25 protein-coding genes are annotated in these 25,683 nt (G+C 67.8%); 15 read left to right on the forward strand and 10 right to left on the reverse strand.

Translation table 11 applies throughout. The annotated features are described in order from the left end of the window. The first annotated feature begins 229 nt into the window (after positions 1-229). The 12 genes from glcD (at position 230) to LPB260_RS21085 (ending at position 12,537) form a co-directional block, all read left to right on the forward strand. Positions 230-1,729 carry a glycolate oxidase subunit GlcD gene (gene glcD / locus LPB260_RS21030; RefSeq protein WP_208707814.1) on the forward strand — a complete coding sequence of 500 codons (1,500 nt, stop codon included), beginning with the start codon at positions 230-232 and terminating at the stop codon, positions 1,727-1,729. Positions 1,730-1,734: 5 nt separating this feature from the next. Further along, the gene (gene glcE, locus LPB260_RS21035) at positions 1,735-2,793 is read left to right on the forward strand and encodes a glycolate oxidase subunit GlcE (protein WP_208710078.1); all 1,059 of its coding nucleotides are present in this window, start codon (positions 1,735-1,737) and stop codon (positions 2,791-2,793) included. Positions 2,794-3,058: 265 nt separating this feature from the next. Continuing rightward, positions 3,059-4,276, forward strand: a complete 1,218-nt coding sequence (gene glcF, locus LPB260_RS21040; protein WP_208707815.1) for a glycolate oxidase subunit GlcF — start codon at positions 3,059-3,061, stop codon at positions 4,274-4,276. 116 nt (positions 4,277-4,392) lie between these two features. Next, on the forward strand, positions 4,393-4,794 hold the full coding sequence (locus LPB260_RS21045; protein WP_208707816.1) for a heme-binding protein: 402 nt from the start codon (positions 4,393-4,395) through the stop codon (positions 4,792-4,794). 86 nt (positions 4,795-4,880) lie between these two features. Next, on the forward strand, positions 4,881-7,058 hold the full coding sequence (locus LPB260_RS21050) for a malate synthase G (RefSeq protein WP_208707817.1): 2,178 nt from the start codon (positions 4,881-4,883) through the stop codon (positions 7,056-7,058). A 188-nt stretch (positions 7,059-7,246) separates the two neighbouring features. Next, a complete protein-coding gene (locus LPB260_RS21055) occupies positions 7,247-8,947 on the forward strand; it encodes an L-lactate permease (protein WP_208707818.1) in 1,701 nt (566 codons plus the stop codon). A 151-nt stretch (positions 8,948-9,098) separates the two neighbouring features. Continuing rightward, entirely contained in the window at positions 9,099-9,266 is a 168-nt protein-coding gene (locus LPB260_RS21060) for a rubredoxin (RefSeq protein WP_208707819.1), read from the forward strand. A gap of 113 nt (positions 9,267-9,379) precedes the next feature. Further along, positions 9,380-9,547 carry a rubredoxin gene (locus tag LPB260_RS21065; protein WP_208707820.1) on the forward strand — a complete coding sequence of 56 codons (168 nt, stop codon included), beginning with the start codon at positions 9,380-9,382 and terminating at the stop codon, positions 9,545-9,547. 46 nt (positions 9,548-9,593) lie between these two features. Continuing rightward, entirely contained in the window at positions 9,594-10,742 is a 1,149-nt protein-coding gene (locus LPB260_RS21070; protein WP_208710081.1) for an NAD(P)/FAD-dependent oxidoreductase, read from the forward strand. 186 nt (positions 10,743-10,928) lie between these two features. Beyond that, the gene (locus LPB260_RS21075; RefSeq protein WP_208707821.1) at positions 10,929-11,201 is read left to right on the forward strand and encodes an HU family DNA-binding protein; all 273 of its coding nucleotides are present in this window, start codon (positions 10,929-10,931) and stop codon (positions 11,199-11,201) included. Positions 11,202-11,347: 146 nt separating this feature from the next. Next, on the forward strand, positions 11,348-11,737 hold the full coding sequence (locus LPB260_RS21080; RefSeq protein ID WP_208707822.1) for a helicase: 390 nt from the start codon (positions 11,348-11,350) through the stop codon (positions 11,735-11,737). A gap of 65 nt (positions 11,738-11,802) precedes the next feature. Beyond that, the gene (locus tag LPB260_RS21085) at positions 11,803-12,537 is read left to right on the forward strand and encodes a hypothetical protein (RefSeq protein ID WP_208707823.1); all 735 of its coding nucleotides are present in this window, start codon (positions 11,803-11,805) and stop codon (positions 12,535-12,537) included. 65 nt (positions 12,538-12,602) lie between these two features. On the opposite strand, the gene LPB260_RS21090 is transcribed toward LPB260_RS21085, so the two are convergent. The 3 genes from LPB260_RS21090 to LPB260_RS21100 form a co-directional block, all read right to left on the reverse strand. Continuing rightward, entirely contained in the window at positions 12,603-14,009 is a 1,407-nt protein-coding gene (locus LPB260_RS21090; RefSeq protein WP_208707824.1) for an aminoacyl-tRNA deacylase and HDOD domain-containing protein, read from the reverse strand. Between the two features lie 93 nt (positions 14,010-14,102). Beyond that, complete coding sequence (gene recG / locus LPB260_RS21095; protein WP_208707825.1) at positions 14,103-16,178, reverse strand: ATP-dependent DNA helicase RecG; 2,076 nt, start codon at positions 16,176-16,178, stop codon at positions 14,103-14,105. A 9-nt stretch (positions 16,179-16,187) separates the two neighbouring features. Then, positions 16,188-17,114, reverse strand: a complete 927-nt coding sequence (locus LPB260_RS21100) for a hydrogen peroxide-inducible genes activator (RefSeq protein ID WP_208707826.1) — start codon at positions 17,112-17,114, stop codon at positions 16,188-16,190. A 95-nt stretch (positions 17,115-17,209) separates the two neighbouring features. On the opposite strand from LPB260_RS21100, the gene LPB260_RS21105 reads away from it, so the two are divergent. Continuing rightward, complete coding sequence (locus LPB260_RS21105) at positions 17,210-18,079, forward strand: SDR family oxidoreductase (RefSeq protein ID WP_208707827.1); 870 nt, start codon at positions 17,210-17,212, stop codon at positions 18,077-18,079. A gap of 36 nt (positions 18,080-18,115) precedes the next feature. On the opposite strand, the gene LPB260_RS21110 is transcribed toward LPB260_RS21105, so the two are convergent. The 6 genes from LPB260_RS21110 to LPB260_RS21135 form a co-directional block, all read right to left on the reverse strand. Then, positions 18,116-18,850, reverse strand: a complete 735-nt coding sequence (locus LPB260_RS21110; protein WP_208707828.1) for a hypothetical protein — start codon at positions 18,848-18,850, stop codon at positions 18,116-18,118. Between the two features lie 54 nt (positions 18,851-18,904). Continuing rightward, positions 18,905-19,285, reverse strand: a complete 381-nt coding sequence (locus LPB260_RS21115; RefSeq protein WP_208707829.1) for a RidA family protein — start codon at positions 19,283-19,285, stop codon at positions 18,905-18,907. Positions 19,286-19,426: 141 nt separating this feature from the next. Next, positions 19,427-21,535: a bifunctional GTP diphosphokinase/guanosine-3',5'-bis pyrophosphate 3'-pyrophosphohydrolase gene (gene spoT / locus LPB260_RS21120; protein WP_208707830.1), complete on the reverse strand. Its 2,109-nt coding sequence runs from the start codon at positions 21,533-21,535 to the stop codon at positions 19,427-19,429. Between the two features lie 59 nt (positions 21,536-21,594). Further along, positions 21,595-21,858 (reverse strand): DNA-directed RNA polymerase subunit omega, encoded by a 264-nt coding sequence (gene rpoZ / locus LPB260_RS21125; RefSeq protein ID WP_208707831.1) that lies wholly within the window; start codon positions 21,856-21,858, stop codon positions 21,595-21,597. A 117-nt stretch (positions 21,859-21,975) separates the two neighbouring features. Further along, positions 21,976-22,596 carry a guanylate kinase gene (gmk, locus tag LPB260_RS21130; RefSeq protein ID WP_208707832.1) on the reverse strand — a complete coding sequence of 207 codons (621 nt, stop codon included), beginning with the start codon at positions 22,594-22,596 and terminating at the stop codon, positions 21,976-21,978. Between the two features lie 66 nt (positions 22,597-22,662). Continuing rightward, positions 22,663-23,526 carry a YicC/YloC family endoribonuclease gene (locus LPB260_RS21135; protein WP_208707833.1) on the reverse strand — a complete coding sequence of 288 codons (864 nt, stop codon included), beginning with the start codon at positions 23,524-23,526 and terminating at the stop codon, positions 22,663-22,665. Positions 23,527-23,668: 142 nt separating this feature from the next. On the opposite strand from LPB260_RS21135, the gene rph reads away from it, so the two are divergent. Next, on the forward strand, positions 23,669-24,391 hold the full coding sequence (rph, locus tag LPB260_RS21140; RefSeq protein WP_208707834.1) for a ribonuclease PH: 723 nt from the start codon (positions 23,669-23,671) through the stop codon (positions 24,389-24,391). A gap of 29 nt (positions 24,392-24,420) precedes the next feature. After that, positions 24,421-24,792 carry a DUF4870 domain-containing protein gene (locus tag LPB260_RS21145; RefSeq protein WP_208707835.1) on the forward strand — a complete coding sequence of 124 codons (372 nt, stop codon included), beginning with the start codon at positions 24,421-24,423 and terminating at the stop codon, positions 24,790-24,792. 57 nt (positions 24,793-24,849) lie between these two features. On the opposite strand, the gene LPB260_RS21150 is transcribed toward LPB260_RS21145, so the two are convergent. Then, positions 24,850-25,629 carry an exodeoxyribonuclease III gene (locus LPB260_RS21150; RefSeq protein ID WP_208707836.1) on the reverse strand — a complete coding sequence of 260 codons (780 nt, stop codon included), beginning with the start codon at positions 25,627-25,629 and terminating at the stop codon, positions 24,850-24,852. Between the last annotated feature and the right edge of the window lie 54 nt (positions 25,630-25,683).

Genomic DNA, 25,683 nt, shown 5'->3' on the forward strand with positions numbered 1-25,683 from the left:
ACCAGTTGGAAAGAGATATCCACAGGCCGATCACTATAAACCTGAAAGCCAGTATCCATAAGGTCTGTCGCTGCTCAGTCAGTTCAAGTCTGCGAAAAAAACTGGTCGTACCAGTGTTTGCCGCGATGGACGCCGACGCCCGCCGGGCCTAAAGATTGGCGCCACATCGCGGTCCGGGTGCTGGCGCCCGGGCCGCCTAGAACAATGACGCTGCCTGATTGAGACTGCCATGAGCATTTTGTACGACGAGCGCGTCGACGGCGCGCTGCCCAAAGTCGACAAGTCCGCGTTGCTGGGCGAGCTGCAGGCGCGCCTGCCGGGCCTGGAAATCCTGCATACCCAGGAGGACCTCAAACCCTACGAGTGCGACGGCCTGTCGGCCTACCGCACCACCCCCATGCTGGTGGTGCTGCCCGAGCGCGTCGAGCAGGTGGAGAGTCTGCTCAAGCTCTGCCACCAGCGCCAGGTGCCGGTGGTGGCGCGTGGCGCCGGCACCGGCCTGTCCGGCGGCGCGCTGCCGCTGGAACAGGGCATCCTGCTGGTGATGGCGCGCTTCAAGCAGATCCTCGAGGTCAATCCCGCAGGACGTTTCGCCCGGGTCCAGCCCGGCGTGCGCAACCTGGCGATTTCCCAGGCCGCCGCGCCCTATGACCTGTACTACGCCCCCGACCCGTCCTCGCAGATCGCCTGCTCGATCGGCGGCAACGTCGCCGAGAACGCCGGCGGCGTGCACTGCCTGAAATACGGCCTGACCGTGCACAACCTGCTCAAGGTGGAGATCCTCACGGTCGAGGGCGAGCGCATGACCCTGGGCAGCGATGCCCTGGACTCGCCCGGCTTCGACCTGCTGGCGCTGTTCACTGGCTCCGAGGGCATGCTCGGCATCGTCACCGAGGTCACGGTCAAGCTGCTGCCCAAGCCGCAGGTGGCCAAGGTGCTGCTGGCGGCCTTCGACTCGGTGGAAAAGGCCGGCCGCGCCGTGGGCGACATCATCGCCGCCGGCATCATCCCCGGCGGCCTGGAGATGATGGACAACCTGGCGATTCGCGCCGCCGAAGACTTTATCCGCGCCGGCTACCCGGTGGAGGCCGAAGCCATCCTGCTGTGCGAGCTGGACGGCGTCGAAGCCGACGTGGAGGACGACTGCGCGCGGGTCGAGGCGGTGCTCAAGCAGGCCGGCGCCACCGAGGTGCGCCTGGCCCGCGACGAAGCCGAGCGGGTCAAGTTCTGGGCCGGGCGCAAGAACGCCTTCCCGGCGGTCGGGCGCATCTCGCCGGACTACTACTGCATGGACGGCACCATCCCGCGCCGCGAACTGCCCGGCGTGCTCAAGGGCATCGGCGAGCTGTCCGAGGAGTTCGGCCTGCGCGTGGCCAACGTGTTCCACGCCGGCGACGGCAACATGCATCCGCTGATCCTCTTCGATGCCAACCAGCCCGGCGAACTGGAGCGCGCCGAGGCCCTGGGCGGCAAGATCCTCGAACTCTGCGTCAAGGTCGGCGGCAGCATCACCGGCGAACACGGCGTGGGCCGCGAGAAGATCAACCAGATGTGCGCCCAGTTCAACAGCGACGAGCTGACCCTGTTCCACGCGGTGAAGGCGGCCTTCGACCCGAGCGGCCTGCTCAACCCCGGCAAGAACATCCCGACCCTGCACCGCTGCGCCGAGTTCGGCGCCATGCATGTGCATCACGGTCAGCTGCCTTTCCCCGAACTGGAGCGTTTCTAATGGTCATGCGTCACGACGCAGACGCCAGTGCGGCGCTGCTGGAACAAGTCAACCACGCCCTCGACAGCGGCACCGCGCTGCGCATCCAGGGGGGCAACAGCAAGGCCTTTCTCGGCCGCCAGGTGGACGCCGAGGTGCTCGACACCCGTGCCCACCGCGGCATCGTCAGCTACGACCCAACCGAGCTGGTGATCACCGCCCGCGCCGGCACACCGCTGGCCGAACTGGAAGCGGCGCTGGACGAGGCCGGGCAGATGCTCACCTGCGAGGCCCCGCATTTCACTGAGGGCGCCACGGTCGGCGGCATGGTCGCCGCCGGCCTGTCCGGCCCGCGCCGGCCCTGGTCCGGGGCGGTGCGTGACCTGGTCCTGGGCACCCGGGTGATCACCGGCCTGGGCAAGCACCTGCGCTTCGGCGGCGAGGTGATGAAGAACGTCGCCGGCTACGATCTGTCGCGCCTGATGGCCGGCAGCTTCGGCTGCCTCGGGGTTATCACCGAGGTGTCGCTCAAGGTGCTGCCCAAGCCGCGCCAGACCCTCAGCCTGCGCCTGCAGATGGACGCCGCCCAGGCCCTGCAGAAGCTCGCCGAATGGGGCCAGCAGCCGATCCCGCTGAGTGCCGCCAGCCATGACGGCCAGGCCCTGCACCTGCGCCTGGAAGGCGGCGAGGGCTCGGTGGCCGCGGCCCGCGAGCGCCTCGGCGGCGAGCTGCTGGAAAGCGACTACTGGGCCGACCTGCGCGAGCAGCGCCTGGGTTTCTTCGCCGATCCACGGCCGCTGTGGCGCCTGTCCGTGCCGAGCAACAGCGGCGTGCTGGCCCTGCCCGGCGAGCAGCTGATCGACTGGGGCGGTGCCCAGCGCTGGCTGAAGTCCGACGCCGATGCCGCGGCGATCCGGCAGATCGTCGGCGAGGTCGGTGGCCACGCCAGCTGCTTCAGCGCCGGTCACTGCGACACCCCCTTCCAGCCGCTGGCCGCGCCGTTGCTGCGCTACCACCGCCAGCTGAAAGCCCAGCTCGATCCCCAGGGGCTGTTCAACCCTGGCCGCATGTACTCCGAGGTGTAGGTCGTGCTCACAGTAAATGGCAGCCGCGCCGCCGCTCCGAAAGGCGCAAGGCTAGGCGTGAGGAGAGAAATTTGGTTACTCCAAATGAACGACGAACAACGACGAATTGCGTTTTTCGGAGCGCGGCCCGAAGGGTTGGCCCTGTGCTCGCGTCATGCGGTGTTGCAGAACTTGCCGAGGGTTCACCATCGCCTGCGTTCCGCGCCTTGCCTGGCGCGAGCACAGAGCCAACGCGAAATGCCATTTACTGCGAGCACGACCTAAGATGCAGACCAACCTGAGTGAACACGCCAAAAGTCTGCCGCGTGGCGAGGAGGCCGAGAGCATCCTGCGCAGCTGCGTGCACTGCGGCTTCTGCAACGCCACCTGCCCGACCTATCAGCTGCTCGGCGACGAGCTGGACGGGCCGCGCGGGCGTATCTACCTGATCAAGCAGGTGCTCGAGGGCAACGAGGTCACCGCCAAGACCCAGCTGCACCTGGACCGCTGCCTGACCTGCCGCAACTGCGAGACCACCTGCCCCTCCGGCGTGCAGTACCACAACCTGCTGGACATCGGCCGCGCCGTGGTCGACGCCGCCGTGCCGCGGCCGCTGGCCCAGCGTGCGCTGCGCGAGAGCCTGCGCGCGGTGGTGCCCAACGCCAGCCTGTTCAAGGGCCTGACCCAGGTCGGCCAGGTGCTGCGCCCGTTGCTGCCGGCAGCGCTCAAGGCCAAGTTGCCGCACGCCGCGCGCCCGGCCAAGCCGCGTCCCGAGCCGCGTCACGCCCGTCGTGTGCTGATGCTCGAAGGCTGCGTGCAGCCGGGCCTGTCGCCCAACACCAACGCCGCCACGGCGCGGGTGCTCGATCGCCTCGGCATCAGCGTCACGCCGATCTTCGAGGCCGGCTGCTGCGGTGCGGTGGACTACCACCTCAACGCCCAGGACGCCGGCCTGCAGCGCGCCCGGCGCAACATCGACGCCTGGTGGCCGGCCATCGAGGCCGGCGCCGAGGCCATCGTACAGACCGCCAGCGGCTGCGGCGCCTTCGTCAAGGAATACGGCCACCTGCTGGCCCAGGACCCGGCCTATGCCGACAAGGCCAAGCGCGTCGGCGCCCTGGCCAAGGACCTGGTCGAGGTGCTCGGCGCCGAACCCCTGGAGCAACTGGGCGTGCGCGCCGACAGGCGCCTGGCCTTCCATTGCCCCTGCACCCTGCAGCATGCGCAGAAGCTCGGCGGCGCGGTCGAAGGCGTGCTCGGCCGCCTCGGCTTCAGCCTCACCGCGGTGGCGGACGGCCACCTGTGCTGCGGCTCGGCCGGGACCTACTCGCTGACCCAGCCGGAGCTGTCCAGGCAGCTGCGCGACAACAAGCTCGATGCCCTGGAGAGCGGCAAGCCGGAGGTGATCGTCACCGCCAACATCGGCTGCCAGACCCACCTCGATGGCGCCGGCCGTACCCCCGTGCGGCACTGGATCGAACTGGTCGAAGAGGCCATGAGCTAACAACCACGGCCGCGTTGCCGTAGCCCGGATGCAATCCGGGGCGGCCACAAGCTCCCGGATTGCATCCGGGCCACGAATTCACGCACTACGCGACAAACAATCACGAGGAACTACAGATGCAAAGCAAAGCCGTACTGGGTCAAGCCGAGGTCGCCCGCATTCTTGCTGCCGCCCGCGCCGAAGCGCAGCAGAACAGTTGGGCCGTGGCCATCGCCGTGGTCGACGACGGCGGTCATCCGCTGGCCCTCGAGCGCCTCGACGGCTGCGCGCCGATCGGCGCCTACATCGCCACCGAGAAGGCCCGCAGCGCGGCCATCGGCCGGCGCGAGACCAAGGGCTACGAGGACATGGTCAACGGCGGTCGCAGCGCCTTCCTCTCCGCCCCGCTGGTGACCTCTCTGGAAGGCGGCGTGCCGGTGCTGGTCGACGGCCAGGTGGTCGGCGCGGTGGGTGTGTCCGGGGTCAAGGCCGAGCAGGACGCGCAAGTGGCCAAGGCCGGCATCGCCGCCCTGGGCTGATTCGAATAGCGACGCGGCCCCCAGGGGGCCGCTGCCGGCGCCGGGCGCCGGGCGCCGCACAAGCAACGATTTCTGGAGAGTGGAAAATGACCGATCGCGTGAACTGCCAGCGCCTGCAAGTGGCCGCCAACCTGCAACGTTTCGTCGACGAGGAAGTGCTGCCGGGCAGCGGCATCGAGCGCGAGGCGTTCTGGGCCGGCTTCGACGCCCTGGTGCATGACCTGGCGCCGCAGAACCGCGCGCTGCTGGCCGAGCGCGACGCGCTGCAGGCCCAGCTGGACGCCTGGCACCGCGAGAACCCGGGCCCGGTGAGCGACATGCCGGCCTACCGTGCCTTCCTCGAGTCCATCGGCTACCTGCTGGCCCAGCCGGACAGCGTGCAGGCCACGACCGCCAACGTCGACAGCGAGATCGCCAGCCAGGCCGGCCCGCAGCTGGTGGTGCCGGTGATGAACGCACGCTACGCGCTGAATGCCGCCAACGCCCGCTGGGGCTCGCTGTACGACGCCCTGTACGGCACCGACGCCATCTCCGAAGCAGGCGGCGCCGAGAAAGGCCCGGGCTACAACCAGACCCGCGGCGCCAAGGTCATCGCCTTCGCCCGCGCCTTCCTCGACCAGGCCGCCCCGCTGGCCAGCGGCTCCCACGCCGACTCGGTCAGCTACCGGGTGGTCGACGGCCAGCTCCAGGTGACCCTGGAAGACGGCACCCAGACCGGCCTGGCCCAGGCCGACAAGTTCGTCGGCTTCCAGGGCGAGGCCAGCGCACCGAAGGCCGTGCTGCTGAAGAACAACGGCCTGCACGTGGAAATCCAGATCGACCCGAACAGCCAGATCGGCGCCACCGACGCCGCCGGGGTCAAGGACCTGCTGGTCGAGTCCGCGCTATCGACCATCCTCGACTGCGAGGACTCGGTGGCCGCGGTCGACGCCGACGACAAGCTGCTGGTCTACCGCAACTGGCTCGGCCTGATGAAGGGCGACCTGAGCGAGGAGTTGGAGAAGGGTGGCAAGCGCATCGTCCGCCGCCTCAACCCGGACCGCCAGTACACCGCCGCCGCCGGCGGCGAGCTGACGCTGCACGGCCGCTCGCTGCTGTTCGTGCGCAACGTCGGCCACCTGATGAGCAACCCGGCGATCCTCGACGGCGAGGGCAACGAGATCCCCGAGGGCATCCTCGACGGCGTGATGACCAGCCTGATCGCCCTGCATGACCTGCAGCGCCGCGGCAACTCGCGCACCGGCAGCGTCTACATCGTCAAGCCGAAGATGCACGGCCCGGCCGAAGTGGCCTTCGCCGACCAGCTGTTCGGCCGCATCGAGGACCTGCTCAAGCTGCCGCGCCACACCCTGAAGATGGGCATCATGGACGAGGAGCGGCGCACCAGCGTCAACCTCAAGGCCTGCATCGCCGCCGCCGGCGCGCGTGTGGCCTTCATCAACACCGGCTTCCTCGACCGCACCGGCGACGAGATGCACAGCGCCATGGAAGCCGGCGCCATGCTGCGCAAGGGCGACATGAAGAGCAGCGCCTGGATCCAGGCCTACGAGCGCAACAACGTGCTGGTCGGCCTGAGCTGCGGCCTGCGCGGCCGCGCGCAGATCGGCAAGGGCATGTGGGCCATGCCGGACCTGATGGCCGCCATGCTCGAGCAGAAGATCGGCCACCCCAAGGCCGGGGCCAACACCGCCTGGGTGCCGTCGCCAACCGCCGCCACCCTGCATGCCCTGCACTACCACCAGGTGGACGTGCAGGCGGTGCAGCGCGAGCTGGAGGCCATCGACCTCAACAGCCAGCGTGACGAACTGCTCAACGGCCTGCTCAGCGTGCCGGTGGCCGCCGAGCGCAACTGGAGCGCCAGCGAGATCCAGGAAGAGCTGGACAACAACTGCCAGGGCATCTTCGGCTACGTGGTGCGCTGGGTCGAACAGGGCGTCGGCTGCTCCAAGGTGCCGGACATCCACAACGTCGGCCTGATGGAAGACCGCGCCACCCTGCGCATCTCCAGCCAGCACATCGCCAACTGGCTGCACCACGGCGTGGTCAGCGCGGAGCAGGTGCGCGAGACCCTCGAGCGCATGGCCAAGGTGGTCGACCAGCAGAACGCCGGCGATGCCAACTACCGGCCGATGGCGGCGGACTTCGCCCAGTCGGCGGCCTTCCAGGCGGCCAGCGACCTGGTGTTCAGGGGCCGCGAGCAGCCCAGCGGCTACACCGAGCCGCTGCTGCACGCCTGGCGTCTGCGCTTCAAGCAGCAGGGCTGATTCAGGTCAAACGATAGACAGCCGCGGGCGTCGCCGACGTTCGGGCTGGCGAGCATGGACGCCCGCCCGGGGGGACCCGGAGCGGGCGGCCGAAGGTCGGCCCGGGCCAACTGCCCGGGCCGCCCAGATGCGTGGCACCGGGTCACCCCGGTAACTGTGGTTCACAAAAACAACTAGGAACCAAACCCATGAGTCAAACACTGCTGTCGATCCTGGCCTTCGTGCCGCTGGTACTGGCGGGTGTGCTGCTGATCGGCTTCCGCTGGCCAGCCAAGTACGCCATGCCGGTGGTCTTCCTGCTCACCGCGCTCATCGGCCTGACGGCCTGGGACATGTCCTTCAACCGGGTTCTGGCCTCCAGCCTGCAGGGCCTGATCCTCACCGCGTCGATCCTCTGGATCATCTTCGGCGCGATCCTGCTGCTCAACACCCTCAAGCATTCCGGCGGCATCGCCGCCATCCGCCGCGGCTTCGCCACCATCACCCCCGACCGCCGGGTCCAGGCGCTGATCATCGCCTGGCTGTTCGGCTGCTTCATCGAGGGCGCCTCGGGCTTCGGTACGCCGGCCGCAGTGGCCGCGCCGCTGCTGGTGGCCCTGGGCTTCCCGGCGCTGGCCGCGGTGGTGCTGGGCATGATGGTGCAGTCCACGCCGGTGTCCTTCGGTGCAGTCGGCACGCCGATCCTGGTCGGTGTCGCCGGTGGTCTGGATCAGGCCGGCATGAGCGCCCAGCTGACCGCCCTGAACAGCAGCTGGGAGGTGTTCTTCCACCTGATCTTCTCCCGGGTGGCGATCACCCACGGCCTGATCGGCATCCTCATGCCGCTGATCATGCTGTCGATCATGACCCGCTTCTTCGGCAAGAATCAGTCCTGGAAGGAAGGCCTGGAAATGGCCCCGTTCGCCATCTTCACCGGCCTGTGCTTCGTCCTGCCCTACATGGCCGCCGGCGTGTTCCTCGGCCCCGAGTTCCCCTCGATGATCGGCGCCATGGTCGGCCTGGCCATCGTCATTCCGGCGGCCAAGGCCGGTTTCCTGCTGCCCAAGCAGGCCTGGGACTTCGCCGACGCCAAAGACTGGCCGGCCGAGTGGATGGGCAAGATCGAGATGAAGCTCGAAGACATCGTCGGCAAGGCGCCGATCTCCGTGCGCATGGCCTGGGCCCCGTACGTGCTGCTGGCGCTGTTCCTGGTGGCCTCGCGGGTGTTCCCGGAGCTGAAGGCCGCGCTGATGAGCGTCAGCTTCGGCTGGACCGATATCCTCGGTGAGACCGGCGTCTCCGGTGCCATCCAGCCGTTGTACCTGCCGGGCGGCATCCTCTGCGCCGTGGTGCTGGTCACCTGCCTGCTGCATCGCATGCGCCTGTCCGAACTGGGCGCGGCGGTCCACGAGTCGAGCCGCACCCTGCTGGGCGCCGGCTTCGTGCTGATCTTCACCATCCCGATGGTGCGTATCCTGATCAACTCAGGGGTCAACGCCTCCGACCTGATGTCCATGCCGGTGGCCATGGCCCAGCTGGTGGCCGACAGCGTGGGCGGCATCTACCCGTTCTTCGCGCCGGCGGTCGGCGCCCTGGGGGCCTTCATCGCCGGTTCCAACACCGTGTCGAACCTGATGCTGTCGCAGTTCCAGTTCAACGCGGCGGGCCTGCTCGGGGTTTCCGGCGCGATGATGGTGGCCGCTCAATCGGTTGGCGCGGCGGCGGGCAACATGATCGCCATCCACAACGTGGTGGCGGCCTCGGCCACCGTCGGCCTGCTCGGTCGCGAGGGCATCACCCTGCGCAAGACCATGCTGCCGACCCTCTACTACCTCGTGGCGGCCGGTGGCCTGACCATGATCGCCATGTACGGCATGGGCATCAGCGATCCGCTGCTGCAGGCGCGCTAAGCGCCGGCGTGGCTGCCCGCCGCCTGGCGCGCAGCCACCGACCTGGTCTGCCCAAGCCGCCGGATGACATTCGTCGCCCGGCGACTTGGCGCATCTGCGCAATTGCGGTAGCGTGCCCCGCGCAACACTGTGAGACTCGCCAGAGGTAGCAATGAAGAAGTGGCAATGTGTGGTCTGTGGGTTGATCTACGACGAGAGCCAGGGCTGGCCCGATGAAGGCATCGCCGCCGGGACGCCCTGGCAGGACGTGCCGGAAGACTGGCTGTGTCCGGACTGCGGTGTCGGCAAGATGGATTTCGAGATGATCGAGATCGCCTGAGCCCGAGAATTTCCCACGGCGGCCCTGGCCGCCGTTTTTATGCGTGGGCCGTGCTTGGCCGGGGGCCGGCAATTGCAGTAGGGTCTGTTGAAATGACCCCGCAAGGAGGCCCCATGAGCAAGTGGCAATGCGTTGTTTGCGGCTTCATCTACGACGAAGCCGAAGGCCTGCCGGACGAGGACATCCCGCCCGGTACTCGCTGGGAGGATGTTCCCGCCGACTGGCTTTGCCCGGATTGCGGGGCGAGCAAGGCCGATTTCGAGATGATCGAGGTTGGCTGAGCGAGCCGCTCGGCCAACGCGCCCCAGCACAACAGAGGAAGGGATGATGAGTGCACCCGTGGTGATCGTCGGCACCGGATTGGCCGGCTACAACCTCGCCCGCGAGTTCCGCAAGCTCGACAGCAGCACGCCGCTGCTGCTGATCAGCGCCGACGATGGCCGTTCCTACTCCAAGCCGATGCTCTCCACCGGGTTCGGCAAGCACAAGGACGCCGACGGCCTGAGCATGGCCGAACCCGGCGCCATGGCCGAGCAGCTGAACGCCGAGATCCGCACTCATACCCGCATCAGCGGCATCGATCCTGGCCACCAGCGCCTGTGGATCGGCGAGGAGGCCGTGGCCTATCGCGACCTGGTGCTGGCCTGGGGCGCCGAGGTGATCCGCGTGCCGGTGGCCGGCGATGCCGAGGATGCGATCTTCTCGATCAACGACCTGGAGGACTACGCGCGCTTTCGCGCCGCGGCGGCCGGCAAGCGTCGGGTGCTGCTGCTCGGCGCCGGGCTGATCGGCTGCGAGTTCGCCAACGACCTCAGCGTCGGCGGCTACCAGGTCGAGCTGGTCGCCCCCTGCGAACAGGTGATGCCGGGGCTGCTGCATCCGGCCGCCGCCGCCGCGGTGCAGGCCGGCCTGGAAAGCCTGGGGGCGCGCTTCTACCTCGGCCCGGTGCTGAGCAGCGTCCAGCACCAGGGCGATGGCTTGCTGGCGCAGCTGTCCGACGGCAGCGAGATCGCCTGCGACCTGGTGGTCTCCGCCGTCGGCCTGCGCCCGCGCATCGAGCTGGCCGCCGCCGCCGGCCTGGCCGTCAACCGCGGGGTGGTGGTCGATCGCCAGCTGCGCACCTCCCACGCCAATATCTACGCCCTGGGCGATTGCGCCGAGGTCGACGGCCTCAACCTGCTCTACGTGATGCCCCTGATGAGCTGCGCCCGCGCCCTGGCCCAGACCCTTGCCGGCAAGCCGACCCAGGTCAGCTACGGCCCCATGCCGGTCACGGTGAAGACCCCGGTGTGCCCGCTGGTGGTCTCGCCGCCGCCGCGCGGCCGCCAGGGCGAGTGGACGGTGGAAGGCAGCGGCAGCGACATCAAGGCCCTGTGCCGCGATGCCGAGGGCAACCTGCTGGGCTACGCGCTGACCGGCGCCGCCGTGCAGGAGAAGCTGGCGCTGAACAAGCAGCTGCCGCCGCTGCTGGCCTGAGCGCCTCCCGATCTGGCGGATTTGCCCTGGCCTGGCTCGCTTTAACCGTCGAGTGACACTGGCGCAGGGCCAGATCACATGCCATCCTCCCTGGGTCTGCCGCAGCGTAGAGCCGTTGCGGCGCCTTGGCCGCTGTTCTGGAAGAACAGCACGGACACAACAACAATAACCGTCTAAGAGGCAACTATGCGTAAACCGGAACTCGCCGCCGCCATCGCCGAAAAGGCCGATCTCACCAAGGATCAGGCCAGTCGTGTACTCAACGCCGTGCTCGAAGAAATCACCGGTGCACTGAACCGCAAGGACAGTGTGACCCTGGTCGGTTTCGGTACCTTCGTCCAGCGTCATCGAGGTGCCCGCACCGGCAAAAACCCGCAGACCGGCCAGCCGGTCACGATCAAGGCCAGCAACACCGTCGCCTTCAAACCGGGCAAGTCCCTGAAAGACGCGGTCAACTGAGCCTGGCCCGCCCGGAGCCTCCCGGCTCCGGGCTCGCCCGAGCAATACCCGCTGCGCCGCCACGACCATGCTTTGGTTTGGCTGTCAGCCCCGCCACACACCGCTACAATGCGCCGCCATTTACGACACCCGCCGAGGCCGTGCGCATGAAGTTCCGTTTTCTCCTGTGGATGCTGGGCCGCCTGATGGCCAAGGCCAGCCGCGAAAATCCCGCCTTCCAGCAACAACTCGCCGACCGCGACATGGTGTTCCAGCTGCACACCCTGGACGGCAAGATCGCCCGCCATTTCGTCGTCAAGAACCAGCGCGTCAGCAGCAAGCGCGGCGCGGCCACCCAGCCGGCCTTTGCCCTGGGCTTTCGCGATGGTGCCTACGGCTTCGCCACGTTCAACGCGAAGAACAAGCAGCTGGCGTTCATGCAGGGCATCCAGAACAAGGATATCCAGATCCAGGGCGACCCGGCGCTGGTGCTGTGGTTCCAGGGCCTGACCAAGTACCTGGCGCCGAAGAAGCGCGTCGAGAAGAAAGCCGCCTGAACACGCCACTGGCTGGCGCCCGGCACATTCGCTAGGCTGGGCGCTGCCACAGTGGAAGCCCCCTCATGCGTTTGATCATTGCTGCCTTGCTGCTGTCCGTCGGCATGGCCCACGCCGCGCCGCCCAAGGCCGACGATTTCGCCCCCGTGCTCGAACTGGCCGGGCTGCGCCTGCTATGCGAGCAGAGCGCGCCGCTGGTGCAGCGCGGCATGAATCCGGCGCAGCAGGCCCAGTTGGGCCGGGCTTTCGCCGCCGATGGCTTGTGCCGCGATCTGGCCGAGCAGCTGGCCGGTAAGTTCGATCGGGACCAGCTCGAGCAGGCCCGGCAATTGCTCGACAGCCCCCTGGCCCGGCGTTTCACCGCGGCCGAGCGTGCGGTGGGCGAGGGGGACGGCACGGCGCTGGCCGATTATCGCGAGCAACTGGCCGCGCGCCCGCCGCGCCAGGACAGATTGGCCCTGGTACGACGTCTCGACGCGGCCGCACGCACCACCGCACTGGCCACCGTGCTGCGCTACGAGGCCGGCAAGACCCAGGCCTTGCTGGCGCTCAAGGCGCGCGGCGAGACCCTCGACGAGCAGGCCCTGAGCAGCCAGACCCAGGTCCAGGTCGCGGCGTTGAAAACCTCCAGCGCCGCCGCGGTGGAATCCTTCATGCTCTATGCCTACCGGCAGATTCCCAGCGAGCAGCTGGCCGACTATGCCGCGCTGTACGAGCACCCGGCGGTCAGCCATCTGCTGGAAAGCAGCGTGCAGGTGCTGCCGCAGCTGTTCGCCGCGCGTCGCGCCGCGTTCAGGTAAACACTCCAACGAAACGACAAAGGGGCCCGAGGGCCCCTTGGTCATTGGCGACGACGCATCCCGCGCTAGTGCAGCGGGTGGAACTGCGCCGCCAGCTCGCGCAGCGCCACCTCGGCGGCCAGCACCTTGTCCACCGCCTCCTCGGCCTTGTCCCGGCTCAGGCCGAGGGCGTCGAGCAGTTGCTGTGGAATCTCGCCCTGTGGGCCGGCGCCGATGCCGCGGTTGCGTAGCAGCCTGACGGCCAGGCACACCAGGTTCGGGTAGGCGGCGTGAGGGCCGGCGTAGTCCGGGTCGTGCTGGAAGCGCAGGGCGCTGGCCAGCTCTTCCGGCATGTCCCAGTAGCGCATCAGCCAGGCGCCGATCTGCTCGCGCGTGATGCCCAGCAGGTGCTGCTCGATATAGCCGGGCGACAGGTGCGGATTGACCTCCAGATGGCGGCAGATCAGCGAAAAATGCGGCGGGAAGACGTGGGCCAGCACCAGGTAGCCAAAATTGTGCAGCAGCCCGGCGAGGTAGGTCAGCCCGGCTTCCGGGCGCTGTGCCCGGGGCATGGCGCGGGTCAGCCCTTCGATCACCGCGGCGCTGTAGATCGCCTGCTGCCAGTAGGGCGTGGCCTGCTGCGGCTGGTCCTTGGGCAGGCTCAGGGTCTTGCCCAGGGCCAGGCCGAGGGCCAGGTTGATCACCAGGTCGAAGCCCAGCACGCGGACGATGGCGTCCTCCACCGAGCGGATCTTGCCGGGCGCGGCGTAATAGGGCGAGGCGGCCCAGCTGACCACCTGGGCGGCCAGCGCCGGGTCGGTCTCCACTACCCCGGTGATGTCGTCCACCGTGGCGTCCGGATCGACCCGCAGCTTGATGATGCGCTGGGCGGTCTGCGGCAGCGGCGGGATCTCGATGGTCTCCTCCAGGCGCTGCTGGATGCGCCGGGCGGTGAAGGCCTGGACCGCCTGGCTGATCTCCTCGCGGTCGTCGTCCGGGCGGTCGAGGTTCGGCCGGATATTGCTCAGCGGCTCGCCGAAGCGTGCCGCGCTGGCCTTGCTCAGCAGGCCCTTGAAGGCCTCGCTGGCGATCTCCAGCAGCACCCCGGGCTGGCCTGATGCCAGGTACAGCGTGGGCTCCTGCAGCAGGCGCTCATCGTACAGGCAGGGCGAGCTGGTCAGTGGCGGCAGGCCCGGCAGCTCGCGCAGCTCGTGCTTGGCGAGCATGCGCTCGAGGCGCTCGGGTTTGACCGCGGCGAGCTGGCGTCCGGTCAGCTCGGCCAGGCGACTGAGGTCGAGCAGCTGGCTATGCGGGTAGAGCACCAGCAGGGCGCCCACCGCGTCGTCGAGCAGCACCGCCTGCACGCGCTGGGCGGCGGGCAGCTGCGGGGTCTCGCTGCACACCCGGTAGGCGAGCGCGAGCTTGTCGAGCAGCTGCACGATCACCTGGGGCGCATGCACTGCGGAGTCGGGGGCGAGGGCGGCTTCAGTCATGAGGGCATCCGACGTGGAGGGAGCGGGTGCTCCGAAGTATAACCAGCGGGCCGGCGGACGCACGACGAGGCGACGGCAGTCCCGCGCCTGGCATCACACCTGCCCATATTGTTGACCATGGCGCAGCCAGCGCTGCAGCAGCGGACTGACGTGCTGCGGCCAGTGCGCCAGCAGGGCCTGGGCGGCATCGCGCACCGCCGGCAGCAGGTCGGCGTCGCGCATCAGGTCGGCGACCTTGAACTGCAGCAGGCCGGTCTGGCGGGTGCCGAGCATCTCGCCGGGGCCGCGCAGCTCCAGGTCCTTCTCGGCGATGAGGAAACCGTCGCTGGTCTCGCGCATGATGCCCAGGCGCTCGCGGCCCAGCTGCGACAGCGGCGGGTGGTAGAGCAGCACGCAGTGGCTCGCCGCGCTGCCGCGGCCGACCCGCCCGCGCAGCTGGTGCAGCTGGGCCAGGCCGAGGCGCTCGGGGTTCTCGATGATCATCAGGCTGGCGTTGGGCACGTCGACGCCGACCTCGATCACCGTGGTGGCGACCAGCAACTGCAATTGGCCCAGCTTGAACTGCTCCATCACCGCGGCCTTCTCCGCTGGCTTCATGCGCCCGTGGATCAGGCCGACGTGCAGGCCGCCGAGGGCGGCGGCGAGGTCGGCGAAGGTGGTTTCGGCGGCCTGGCAGGTCAGCTCCTCGGATTCCTCGATCAGGGTACAGACCCAGTATGCCTGGCGCCCCTCGTTGCAGGCCGAGCGCACCCGTTCGATCACTTCCAGGCGGCGACTGTCGGCGATCACCAGGGTGTTGACCGGGGTGCGGCCCGGCGGCAGCTCGTCGAGGATCGAGGTGTCCAGGTCGGCGTAGGCGCTCATCGCCAGGGTGCGCGGAATCGGCGTGGCGGTCATGATCAGCTGGTGCGGACAGAGGCGGCCGCCGACGCCTTTCTGGCGCAGGGCCAGGCGCTGCTGCACGCCGAAGCGGTGCTGCTCGTCGATGATCACCAGGGCCAGGTTGCGAAACTGCACCTCGTCCTGGAACAGGGCATGGGTGCCGACCACCATCGGCACGCCGTCGGCTATCTGCGCAAGCGCGCTGGCGCGGGCCTTGCCCTTGAGCTTGCCGGCCAGCCAGGCGACCTCGAGGCCGAGCGGCTGCAGCCAGCGGCTGAAGTTGAGGAAGTGCTGCTCGGCGAGGATCTCGGTCGGCGCCATCAGGGCCACCTGGTAGCCGGCCTCCAGGGCCTGCAGGGCGGCGAGGGCGGCGACCACCGTCTTGCCGGCGCCGACGTCGCCCTGCACCAGGCGCAGCATAGGCTCGTCCTGGCTCAGGTCGTAGGCGATCTCGGCGCCGACTCGGCGCTGCGCGCCGGTGGGCGGGAAGCCCAGGTTGCTGAGGAACTGCGGCGGCAGGCGCTTGGCCGGCGGCAGCGGCGGCGCCTGCTGGGCGCGCACCTGTTCACGCAGACGCTGCAGCGACAGCTGGTGGGTCAGCAGCTCCTCGAAGGCCAGGCGGTGCTGGGCCCAGTGGCGGCCTTCGGCGAGCTCCTCGAGGTCGGCGTCCGGCGGTGGTCGATGCAGGTAGCGGATCGCCTCATCCAGCGGGCCGAGGCGGTAGTCGCGGGCCAGCTCCTCGGGCAGCCAGTCGGGCAGGCTACGCGGGCCGAGGCGGGCCAGGGCCTGCTCGCTCAAGGCTCGCAGGCGCTGCTGGGTCAGGCCTTCGGTGCTGGGGTAGATCGGCGTCAGGCACTGCTCCACCGGCGGCGCGTCGGCGCCACTGAGCGCGCGGTACTCCGGGTGGTAGATCTCCAGGCCTGAGGAGCCGGGGCGCACTTCGCCATAACAGCGCAGCTGGGTTCCGCGCTTGAGGCCGTCCTTCTGCGCCTGGCTGAAGTGGTAGAAGCGCAGGCTGAGGGTGCCGCTGCCGTCCTGCAGGCGCACCAGCAGGCTGCGCCGCCGGCCCATGACCACGTCGGCGCCGACCACCTGGCCTTCGACCACGGCGTCCTGGCCGGGCCGCAGGGCGCCGATCGGCACGATGCGGGTGCGGTCCTGGTAGCGCAGCGGCAGGTGGAACAGCAAATCCTGCAGGTTCTCCAGGCCGACCTTGGCGAGCTTCTCGGCCAGGGCGGCGCCGACGCCTTTCAGCGCGGTGACGGAGATGCTGGCCAGTTCGCTCATGGGCCGGACTTAAGCGGGCTGGGCCTGGGGCTTGGCCACCGAGCACAGGCGGATCGAGTCGCCCAGCACCTCGATGGCGTTGGGCCGCGGGAAGCTGGCGCGCCAGGCGATGGCCACGGTGCGGAACGGCGCTGGCGCGCTCAGCGGGCGCACCTCGATCACCCCGGGAGCGTAGTGGTGGCTGTCCACCGCGGAGAACGGCAGGATCGATACGCCGAGGCCGGAGGCGACCATGTGGCGGATGGTTTCCAGCGAGCTGGATTCCACCGTGGTGTGCTTGGCGTGCTCCTCGCCGCCCTTGCGCAGGGTCGGACAGGCCTCCAGCACCTGATCGCGGAAGCAATGGCCCTCGCCCAGCAGCAGCAGGCTCTTGTCGTTGAGCAGCTTGCTGTCGATGCTCTGCATGGCGGCCCAGGGGTGGCCGGCCGGCATCAAGGCATAGAAGGGTTCGTCGTACAGCGGCTTGGTCAGCACGTCGGCTTCCTGGAACGGCAGGGCGATGATGATGGCGTCCAGCTCGCCGGTGCGCAGCTTGTCGCGCAGCACATGGGTGAAGTTTTCCTCGATATACAGAGGCATCTGCGGGGCGACGCGGTGCAGCTGGGGAATCAGGTGGGGGAACAGGTAGGGACCGACGGTGTAGATGGCGCCGATCTTCAGCGGCGCGGTCAGCTGGTTCTTGCCGGCCTGGGCCAGCTCACGGATGCCCTGGGCCTGCTCCAGCACCTTCTGTGCCTGGGTGACGATGCCTTCGCCAACCGGGGTCAGGCGTACCGCGCTCTTGCTGCGCTCGAAGATCAGCACGCCGAGCTCGTCCTCGAGCTTCTTGACCCCCACCGACAGGGTCGGCTGGCTGACGTGGCAACGCTCGGCGGCGCGCCCGAAGTGCTGTTCCTGGGCGAGGGTGACGATGTAGCGCAGTTCGGTGAGGGTCATAGTGAATATCCATTGAATTGCGCCTAAGCATAGCCTTTGCATTGCGACGAACCAACCGCGCTACACTGGCTCACGGCGAAATTGTGGAGGTGCGGATGGCGAGTTCTACCAGGGTGCTGATAGCCGGCTGCGGGGATGTCGGCTCCCGCCTCGGCGTGCGCCTGGCCGAGGGCGGTTGGGAGGTCCATGGCCTGCGCCGCTCGGTGGCGTGCCTGCCCGCCGCGATCCGGCCGGTCGCCGCTGACCTGCAGGCAGACGGCTGTCCGCCGGGCTGGCCCACAGGCGAGCTGGACTACCTGGTGTATTGCGCGGCGGCCAACCAGCGCGACGAGGCGGGCTACCGGGCGATCTATGTCGAGGGGCTGCGCCGGGTGCTGGACTGGTTGGCGCAGCACGGGCAGCGGCCCAAGCGCCTGCTGTTCGTCTCCAGCAGTGGGGTCTATGGCCAGCAGCAGGGCGAATGGGTCGATGAAGATTCCCCGGCGCAGGCCGCGGGGTTCTCCGGCCAGGTGATGCGCGAGGCCGAGCAGCTGGCCCTGCACAGCGGCATCGCCGCCACCCGGGTGCGCCTGGCCGGGCTCTACGGACCGGGCCGCCAGTGGTTGCTCAGCCAGGTGCGCCAGGGCTACCGGGTGGCCAGCGAGCCGCCGCTGTATGCCAACCGTATCCACGTCGAGGATGCCGCCGGCCTGCTGGCGTTCCTGCTGCAGGCCGATGCCCGCGGCGTGGCGTTGGCCGATTGCTACCTCGGCGTCGACGACGAGCCGGCGCCGCTGCATGAGGTGGTGGCCTGGCTGCGCGAACAGCTGGGCGTCAGCCACTGGGCGCCCGAGGCGACGGTGCGCCGCGCCGGCAGCAAGCGCTGCAGCAACGCCCGCGCCCGCGCCCTGGGCTGGGCGCCGAGTTACCCGAGCTACCGGGAAGGCTATGGGGCGATCCTGGCGGATGCCTCGTTCAGCGCCTAGGGCGGTCAGTCGCGCGGCGCTTGCTCCTGCGAGTGCCTATTGGCGCTCCAGCTGCCAGCGTTGCGGCCCCTTGCGGTATTCCGGCATGTCGTCGAGCTGCGCCTGGTTGACGGCATCGAAGATGCTCAAGCGCTCGCCGTCGCGCTCGAACAGCCAGGTCTGGCCCTGCTCGCCGAGCTGCAGCCACAGGCTGTCGAATTCGCCGCTCATGGCCGCGCAGTCGCCGGCCAGGCACAGCGCGTAGCGCTCGGCGCCGGGCAGGCCCTCGACCCGGCCGTCGGCATGGAACAGCACCAGGCCGCCTTCGCCCAGGCCCTGGCGAATGGTCCAGGTGCCACCCAGGTAAGCGCCGTACAGCGCCTGCTCGAAGCGGCTGCCGGGCGGGGCGTAGCTGTTGTCGGCGCTCGGGGCGCGGACGAAGCGCTGCTCGGGCCAGGTGCCGCTGGCCGCCTGCACCAGTTCGGCATCATCGAGGCTGAGGTATTCGTGGTAGTCGCCGTAGAAGTCGACCCGCAGGCGCTGCTCGGTTTCGCTCACCAGCTGGCCTTCGTCGTGCTCGTAGCCATTGCTGAAGCTGGCGCGCCGGCGTTGCGGTTCGATCCGCCACTCCAGGTTCGGCCCGTAGGCGAGCAGGGCCTCGCGCAGATGGCCGCCGTGGCGCGCGGCATCGATTGCCGCCTGATTGATCCAGATGCCGCCGGGGTCGCCGGGCTGGCTGGCGCAGCCGGCGAGTAGCCAGATGAACAGCGGCGAAATGAGGAGCGGGCGCATCGGTGACTCCTTGCACGCAGGAGAAAGGCGGGGCGTCGTGCCCCGCCGGCGGACTTATTCGAGTACCAAGATAGCGTCCATTTCCACTTGCGAGCCGCGCGGCAGCGCAGCGACGCCGATGGCGGCGCGAGCCGGGTATGGCTGCTGGAAGTAGCGACCCATGATCTCGTTGACGGTGGCGAAGTGGGCCAGGTCGGTGAGGAAGATGTTCAGCTTGACGATGTCCTTGAACGAACCGCCAGCAGCCTCGGCCACTGCCTTGAGGTTCTCGAACACCTGGACGGTCTGCGCCTCGAAGCCTTCGACCAGTTCCATGGTCTTGGGGTCCAGCGGAATCTGCCCGGACATGTAGACGGTGTTGCCGGCCTTGATCGCCTGGGAATAGGTGCCGATGGCGGCAGGGGCCTTGTCGCTGGTGATGACGCTCTTGCTCATGGGAACTCCTGAAACGGTTGCTTGAATGGGGCGCTGCGTCGCGCCGGGTGCGCGCCGCGCAGCCGCGGGCGACTAGGGTCGGCGAAAGCCGGGGGCGCTGTCAAAGTACAGCTGCGAGGAAAATGACTTGTCAGTCGGGCGTCAGGCGCGCACGCGGGTGATGCGGATGACCCCGGGGAGGGCGCGCAGCTTCTTGATCACCCGGGCCAGGTGTACGCGGTCATGTACGCTGACCACCAGCTGGACCACGCTGATGCGGCCGTCGCGCTCGTCCATGCTGATCTTCTCGATGTTGCCGTCGGCGGCATTGACGCTGCCGGCCAGCAGGGCGATCAGGCCGCGCTGATGCTCCAGCTCGACGCGCAGCTCGACGTTGAACTCGCCGGTGACGTCCTTGGCCCAGGACAGCTGGATGCACTTCTCCGGGTTGTGGCGGATCTCGCCGATATTGCGGCAGCTCTCCAGGTGCACCACCATGCCCTTGCCCGCCGACAGGTAGCCGACGATGGGGTCGCCGGGGATCGGCGTGCAGCATTTGGCGTAGCTCAGCACCAGGCCTTCGGTGCCGCGAATCGCCAGCGGGCCTTCGGCGTTCGGCAGTTCGTCGCCGCCCTCGGCCAGCAGGCGCCGCGCCACCACATAGGCCATGCGATTGCCCAGGCCGATGTCTTCCAGCAGGTCCTCGATCAGCTCCAGGCGGTACTCGCCGAGTACCGTCTTGACGCGCTCGCCCGGAATCTTCTCCAGGTGGCTGTCGAAGCTGGCCAGCACTTTGTTCAGCAGGCGTTCGCCGAGGCTGATCGACTCGGAGCGGCGCTGCAGCTTGAGGGCGTGACGGATGTGGGTGCGCGCCTTGCCGGTGACCACGAAGTTGAGCCAGGCCGGGTTAGGACGCGCGCCAGGCGCGCTGACGATCTCCACGGTCGAGCCGCTCTGCAGCGGCTCGGACAGCGGCGCCAGGCGGCGGTTGATGCGGCAGGCGATGCAGGTGTTGCCGACGTCGGTGTGCACCGCATAGGCGAAGTCCACCGCGGTGGAGCCCTTCGGCAGCTCCATGATACGGCCCTTGGGCGTGAACACGTAGACCTCGTCCGGGAATAGGTCGATCTTCACGCTCTCGATGAATTCCAGCGAGTTGCCGGCGCGTTGCTGCATCTCCAGCACGCCCTTGACCCACTGCCGCGCGCGGGCGTGGGTGCCCTTGGGCTGGTCGTCGCCCTCGGACTTGTACAGCCAGTGGGCGGCGATGCCGTTGTTGGCCATCTCCTCCATCTCGCGGGTACGGATCTGGATCTCGATGGGCACCCCGTGCATGCCGAACAGGGTGGTGTGCAGCGACTGGTAGCCGTTGGCCTTGGGGATCGCGATGTAGTCCTTGAAGCGTCCGGGCAGGGGCTTGTACAGGTTGTGCACGGCGCCGAGCACGCGGTAGCAGGTGTCGACCTTGTCGACCACGATGCGGAAGGCGTAGACGTCCATGATCTCGTTGAACGCTCGGCGCTTGCCGCGCATCTTCTGGTAGATGCTGTAGAGGTGCTTCTCGCGGCCGACCACTTCGCCTTCCAGGCCGTCGCGGGCCAGGCAGTGGACCAGCGACTCCTCGATCTTGTTGACGATTTCCTTGCGGTTGCCGCGGGCCCGGCGCACGGCGGCGCGGATGCGCTCGGAGCGCATCGGGTGCATGGCCTTGAAACCCAGGTCCTCGAACTCCACGCGCAGGCTGTGCATGCCCAGGCGGTTGGCGATCGGGGCGTAGATTTCCAGGGTTTCCTTGGCGATGCGTCGGCGTTTCTCGCCGGACAGCACTTCCAGAGTGCGCATGTTGTGCAGGCGGTCGGCCAGCTTGACCAGGATCACGCGGATGTCGCGGGCCATGGCCATGGCCATCTTCTGGAAGTTCTCGGCCTGGGCCTCGGCCTTGGTCTCGAAGTTCATCTGGGTCAGCTTGCTGACCCCGTCGACCAGTTCGGCCACGGTTTCGCCGAACTGCGCATTGAGCGCTTCCTTGGCGATGCCGGTGTCTTCGATCACGTCATGCAGCATCGCCGCCATCAGGCTCTGATGGTCCATGTGCATGTCGGCGAGAATCCCCGCCACGGCGAGCGGGTGGGTGACGTAGGCTTCGCCGCTACGGCGGCGCTGGCCGTCGTGGGCTTGTTCGGCGTAGAAATAGGCGCGGCGGACCAGGTTGACCTGGTCGCCGTCGAGATAGGTCGAAAGGCGATCGGCGAGGGCGTCTATGTTCGCCATGGGTGTTCCCCCTGGCGAGCCTTGTGAGTCCGCGTCGTGCCGCTTCGACCAGGCATGGCTTACAGAGGCTCGTTGGCCTCTTCCTCGAAGGCGGCGAACAGCGGCTCTTCTTCGACGATCTCGTCCTGGGCAATGACGTCATAGTCGACCAGGCCAGCGGCGATTTCGCGCAGGGCGACCACGGTCGGCTTGTCGTTTTCCCAGGCCACTTTCGGCTCTTTGCCGCCGGTGGCGAGCTGGCGCGAACGCTTGGTGGCGAGCATGACCAGCTCGAAGCGGTTATCAACGTTGTCCAGGCAATCTTCGACGGTTACGCGGGCCATGGTGTTCCTCGTAGCAAATGCAAATAAAGAGCTGGGCCCGAATGGGCGAGCGGACTGAATAGTCTAAAAAATCACCAGCATTAAGGGAAGCACTGTTTTCTGCGCGGCCGCCCGGACTCAGGCCAGCAGCTCGCCGAGCAGGCCGCTGTGACGCTGCTGTTGTACCCCCTGCAGCAGCTGGTTGGCGCGGAAGATGGACTTCAGGTCGCTAAGGGCGTGGGCGAAGTCGTCGTTGATCACCAGGTAGTCGTACTCGACGTAGTGACTCATCTCGCTGACCGCCTCACGCATGCGCCGCTCGATGATCTCGCCGCTGTCCTGGCCGCGGTTGGTCAGGCGGTGGCGCAGGGCCTCCTGGGTCGGCGGCAGGATGAAGATCGACTTGGACTGCGGCATCAGCCTGCGCACCTGTTGGGCGCCCTGCCAGTCGATCTCGAGGATCAGGTCGTAGCCTTCGGCGAGGGTCTGCTCGACCCAGTGCTGGGAGGTGCCGTAGAGGTTGCCGAATACCTCGGCATGCTCGAGAAAGGCATTCTGGTCGAGCATGCCGTGGAACTGTTCGTGACTGACGAAGTGATAGTTCACCCCGTCCACCTCGCCGGGGCGCATGGCGCGGGTGGTGTGCGAGACCGAGACGCGAATCATCGCCTCGCTGTCGATCAGTGCCTTGACCAGGCTGGTCTTGCCGGCGCCGGAGGGCGCGGAAATGATGTAGAGGGTGCCGGTGGTGAGGCTCATGGCTGGGTCCTGGAAAAAGCGTGGGTCGTAGGGTGGCGGCGTGCTCGGCCGGGCTTCGGGGCGCGGCTACTCGATGTTCTGTACCTGTTCGCGCATCTGCTCGATCAGCACTTTGAGGTTGACCGCCGCCTGGGTGCTGCGTGGGTCGAAGGCCTTGGAGCCCAGGGTGTTGGCCTCGCGGTTGAGTTCCTGCATGAGGAAGTCCAGGCGCCGGCCGGCCGCTCCGCCGGCCTTGAGCACGCGGCGCACTTCGCTGACGTGGGTGCTGAGGCGGTCGAGTTCCTCGGCGACATCGCTTTTCTGCGCGAGTATCACCAGTTCCTGCTCCAGGCGCTGGGGATCGAGGTCGGCCTGCATCTCGCGGCAACGCTCGAGGATCTTCTGCCGCTGCGCGTCGAGCATCTGCGGCACCAGTTCGCGCAGGGCCGCCACTTCCTCGAGGATGCCGTCGAGGCGTTCGCCGAGCAGCTTGGCCAGTTCTGCGCCTTCGCGCGAGCGGCCGCTCTTGAGCTCGCCCAGGGCCTGGTTGAACAGCGCCAGCGCGGCCTTGTTGAGCGCCTGTGGGTCGGCGGCATCGGCCACCAGCACGCCCGGCCAGCCGAGCACTTCCAGGGGGTTGAGCGGTGCCGGCTGCTGGATCAGGCTGGCGACGCTTTCCGCTGCGGCGACCAGCTGCGCGGCGCGTTCACGGTCGACCTGCAGCGGCTTGCCGGCGCTGTCCTCGGCGAAGCGCAGGGTGCATTCGACCTTGCCCCGCGATAGCCCCTGGCGCAGCGCCTCGCGCACGGCGCCCTCGAGGTCACGGAAGGCCTCCGGCAGGCGCAGGTGCGGTTCCAGGTAGCGATGGTTGACCGAGCGCAGCTCCCAGCTCAGGGTGCCGTTTGGCCCGGCCTGCTCGGCGCGGGCGAAGGCCGTCATGCTGTGGATCATGGGGGCGAACCTCGCGGAATGTCGGGACGAAAGGCGCAGGATTGTAGCGCAGTGCGTCGGTCCCTCCCAATTGGTCATGTCGTCGCCGGGCCATGGCCCCTATAATGCTCGGCAGATTTAACTCCAGAGCAGGTATTCCTTGATGAAACGTCCCAGTGGCCGCGCGGCCGACCAGTTGCGCTCGATCCGCATCACCCGCAACTACACCAAGCACGCCGAGGGTTCGGTGCTGGTGGAGTTCGGTGATACCAAGGTGATCTGCACGGTCAGCGTCGAGTCGGGAGTGCCGCGCTTTCTCAAGGGCAAGGGCCAGGGCTGGCTGACCGCCGAGTACGGCATGCTGCCGCGGGCCACCGGCGAGCGTAACCTGCGCGAGGCCAGCCGCGGTAAGCAGGGCGGGCGCACCCTGGAGATCCAGCGGCTGATCGGCCGTTCGCTGCGCGCGGCGCTGGATATGTCCAAGCTCGGCGAGAACACCCTGTACATCGATTGCGACGTGGTCCAGGCCGATGGTGGTACCCGCACTGCGTCGATCACCGGGGCCATGGTCGCCCTGGTCGATGCGCTGAAGGTGATCAAGAAGCGCGGCGGTCTGAAGGCTGGCGACCCGCTCAAGCAGATGATCGCCGCGGTGTCGGTGGGCATGTACCAGGGCGAGCCGGTGCTCGATCTGGACTATCTGGAGGACGCCGCCGCCGAGACCGACCTGAATGTGGTGATGACCAGCGCCGGCGGCTTCATCGAGGTGCAGGGTACCGCCGAAGGCGCGCCGTTCCAGTCCGAGGAGCTGAACGCCATGTTGGCGCTGGCGCAGAAAGGCATGGCCGAACTGTTCGAACTGCAGCGGGCGGCGCTGGCCGACTGAGGCCTTTTACCGATCGAGGGAGGGTGACGATGGACGAGCATGCACAGGCGCCGGTGCCGACCCCGAACCAGGAAGCGCGGCAATGGGCGATGTTCTGTCACTTCGCCGCCTTTCTCGGCTTCGTCTTCCCCTTCGGCAATTTGATCGGCCCGCTGATCGTCTGGCAGATCAAGAAGGATCTTGACCCCTTCGTCGACGCCCAGGGCAAGGAGGCGTTGAACTTTCAGATCAGCGTGGCGATTGCCTTCATGCTCAGCGTGCTGCTGATGCTGGTGGTGGTCGGTTTCCTGCTGGCCGGCCTGGTCTCCATCGGCGCCATCGTGCTGACCATCATCGCCGGGATCAAGGTCAACGAGGGGCAGGCCTACCGCTACCCCTTCAACTGGCGGTTGATCAAGTAGGCGCGCTGCAAGGCACAAAAAAGCCGGCAACCGCCGGCTTTTTTGTGGGTGCTCATCCTACAGGCTGAGAATCCAGTCGTAATCGACGATCAGCGGCGCGTGCTGCGAGAAGCGCGGTTGGCGCGGCAGACGCGCGGTGCGCACGCTGCGGCGCATGCCCGGGGTCAGCAGCTGGTAGTCGAAGCGATAGCCCAGATTGAGCATCTCGGCCTGCTCGCTGTCCGGCCACCAGCTGAACTGGTCGCCTTCGCGACTGACTTCGCGCAAGGCGTCGACATAACCCATGCTGCCGATCACCTCATCCAGCCAGGCACGCTCGGGTGTCAGGAAGCCCGGTGACTGCTGGCAGTCGCGCCAGTTCTTCACGTCCAGCTTCTGGTGTGCCACGTAGAGCGAGCCGCAATAGATGTACTCGCGGCGCTTGCGCCGTTGCTTGTCCAGATAATGGGTGAAGTCGTCCATGAACTTGAACTTCTGGTTCAAGCCCTCGTCCCCGTTCTGCCCGGATGGCAGCAGCAGGGTGGCGATACTCACCTTGTCGAAATCGGCCTGCAGGTAGCGCCCGTAGCGATCGGCCATCTCAAAGCCGAGTCCACTGATTACCGCCTTGGGTTGCAACCGCGAATAGAGTGCCACGCCACCTTGGCTTGGCACTTCAGCATCGCAGGCATAGAGGAAATAGCCATCCAGTTGGAAGGCTTGGTCGTCCAGCTCAAAGGCGGAGGCGCGGGTGTCCTGCAGGCAGATGACGTCGGCATTCTGTGCTTGCAGCCAACTGAGCAAACCGCGCTCGACTGCAGCATGAATACCATTCACGTTCACACTGATGATCCGCATAAATGGCCCCCAAAAACACGTGCGTGTATGATACCCGAGCTCGACTTCAATTAG

It is taken from the genome of Pseudomonas sp. LPB0260, assembly GCF_013388395.1.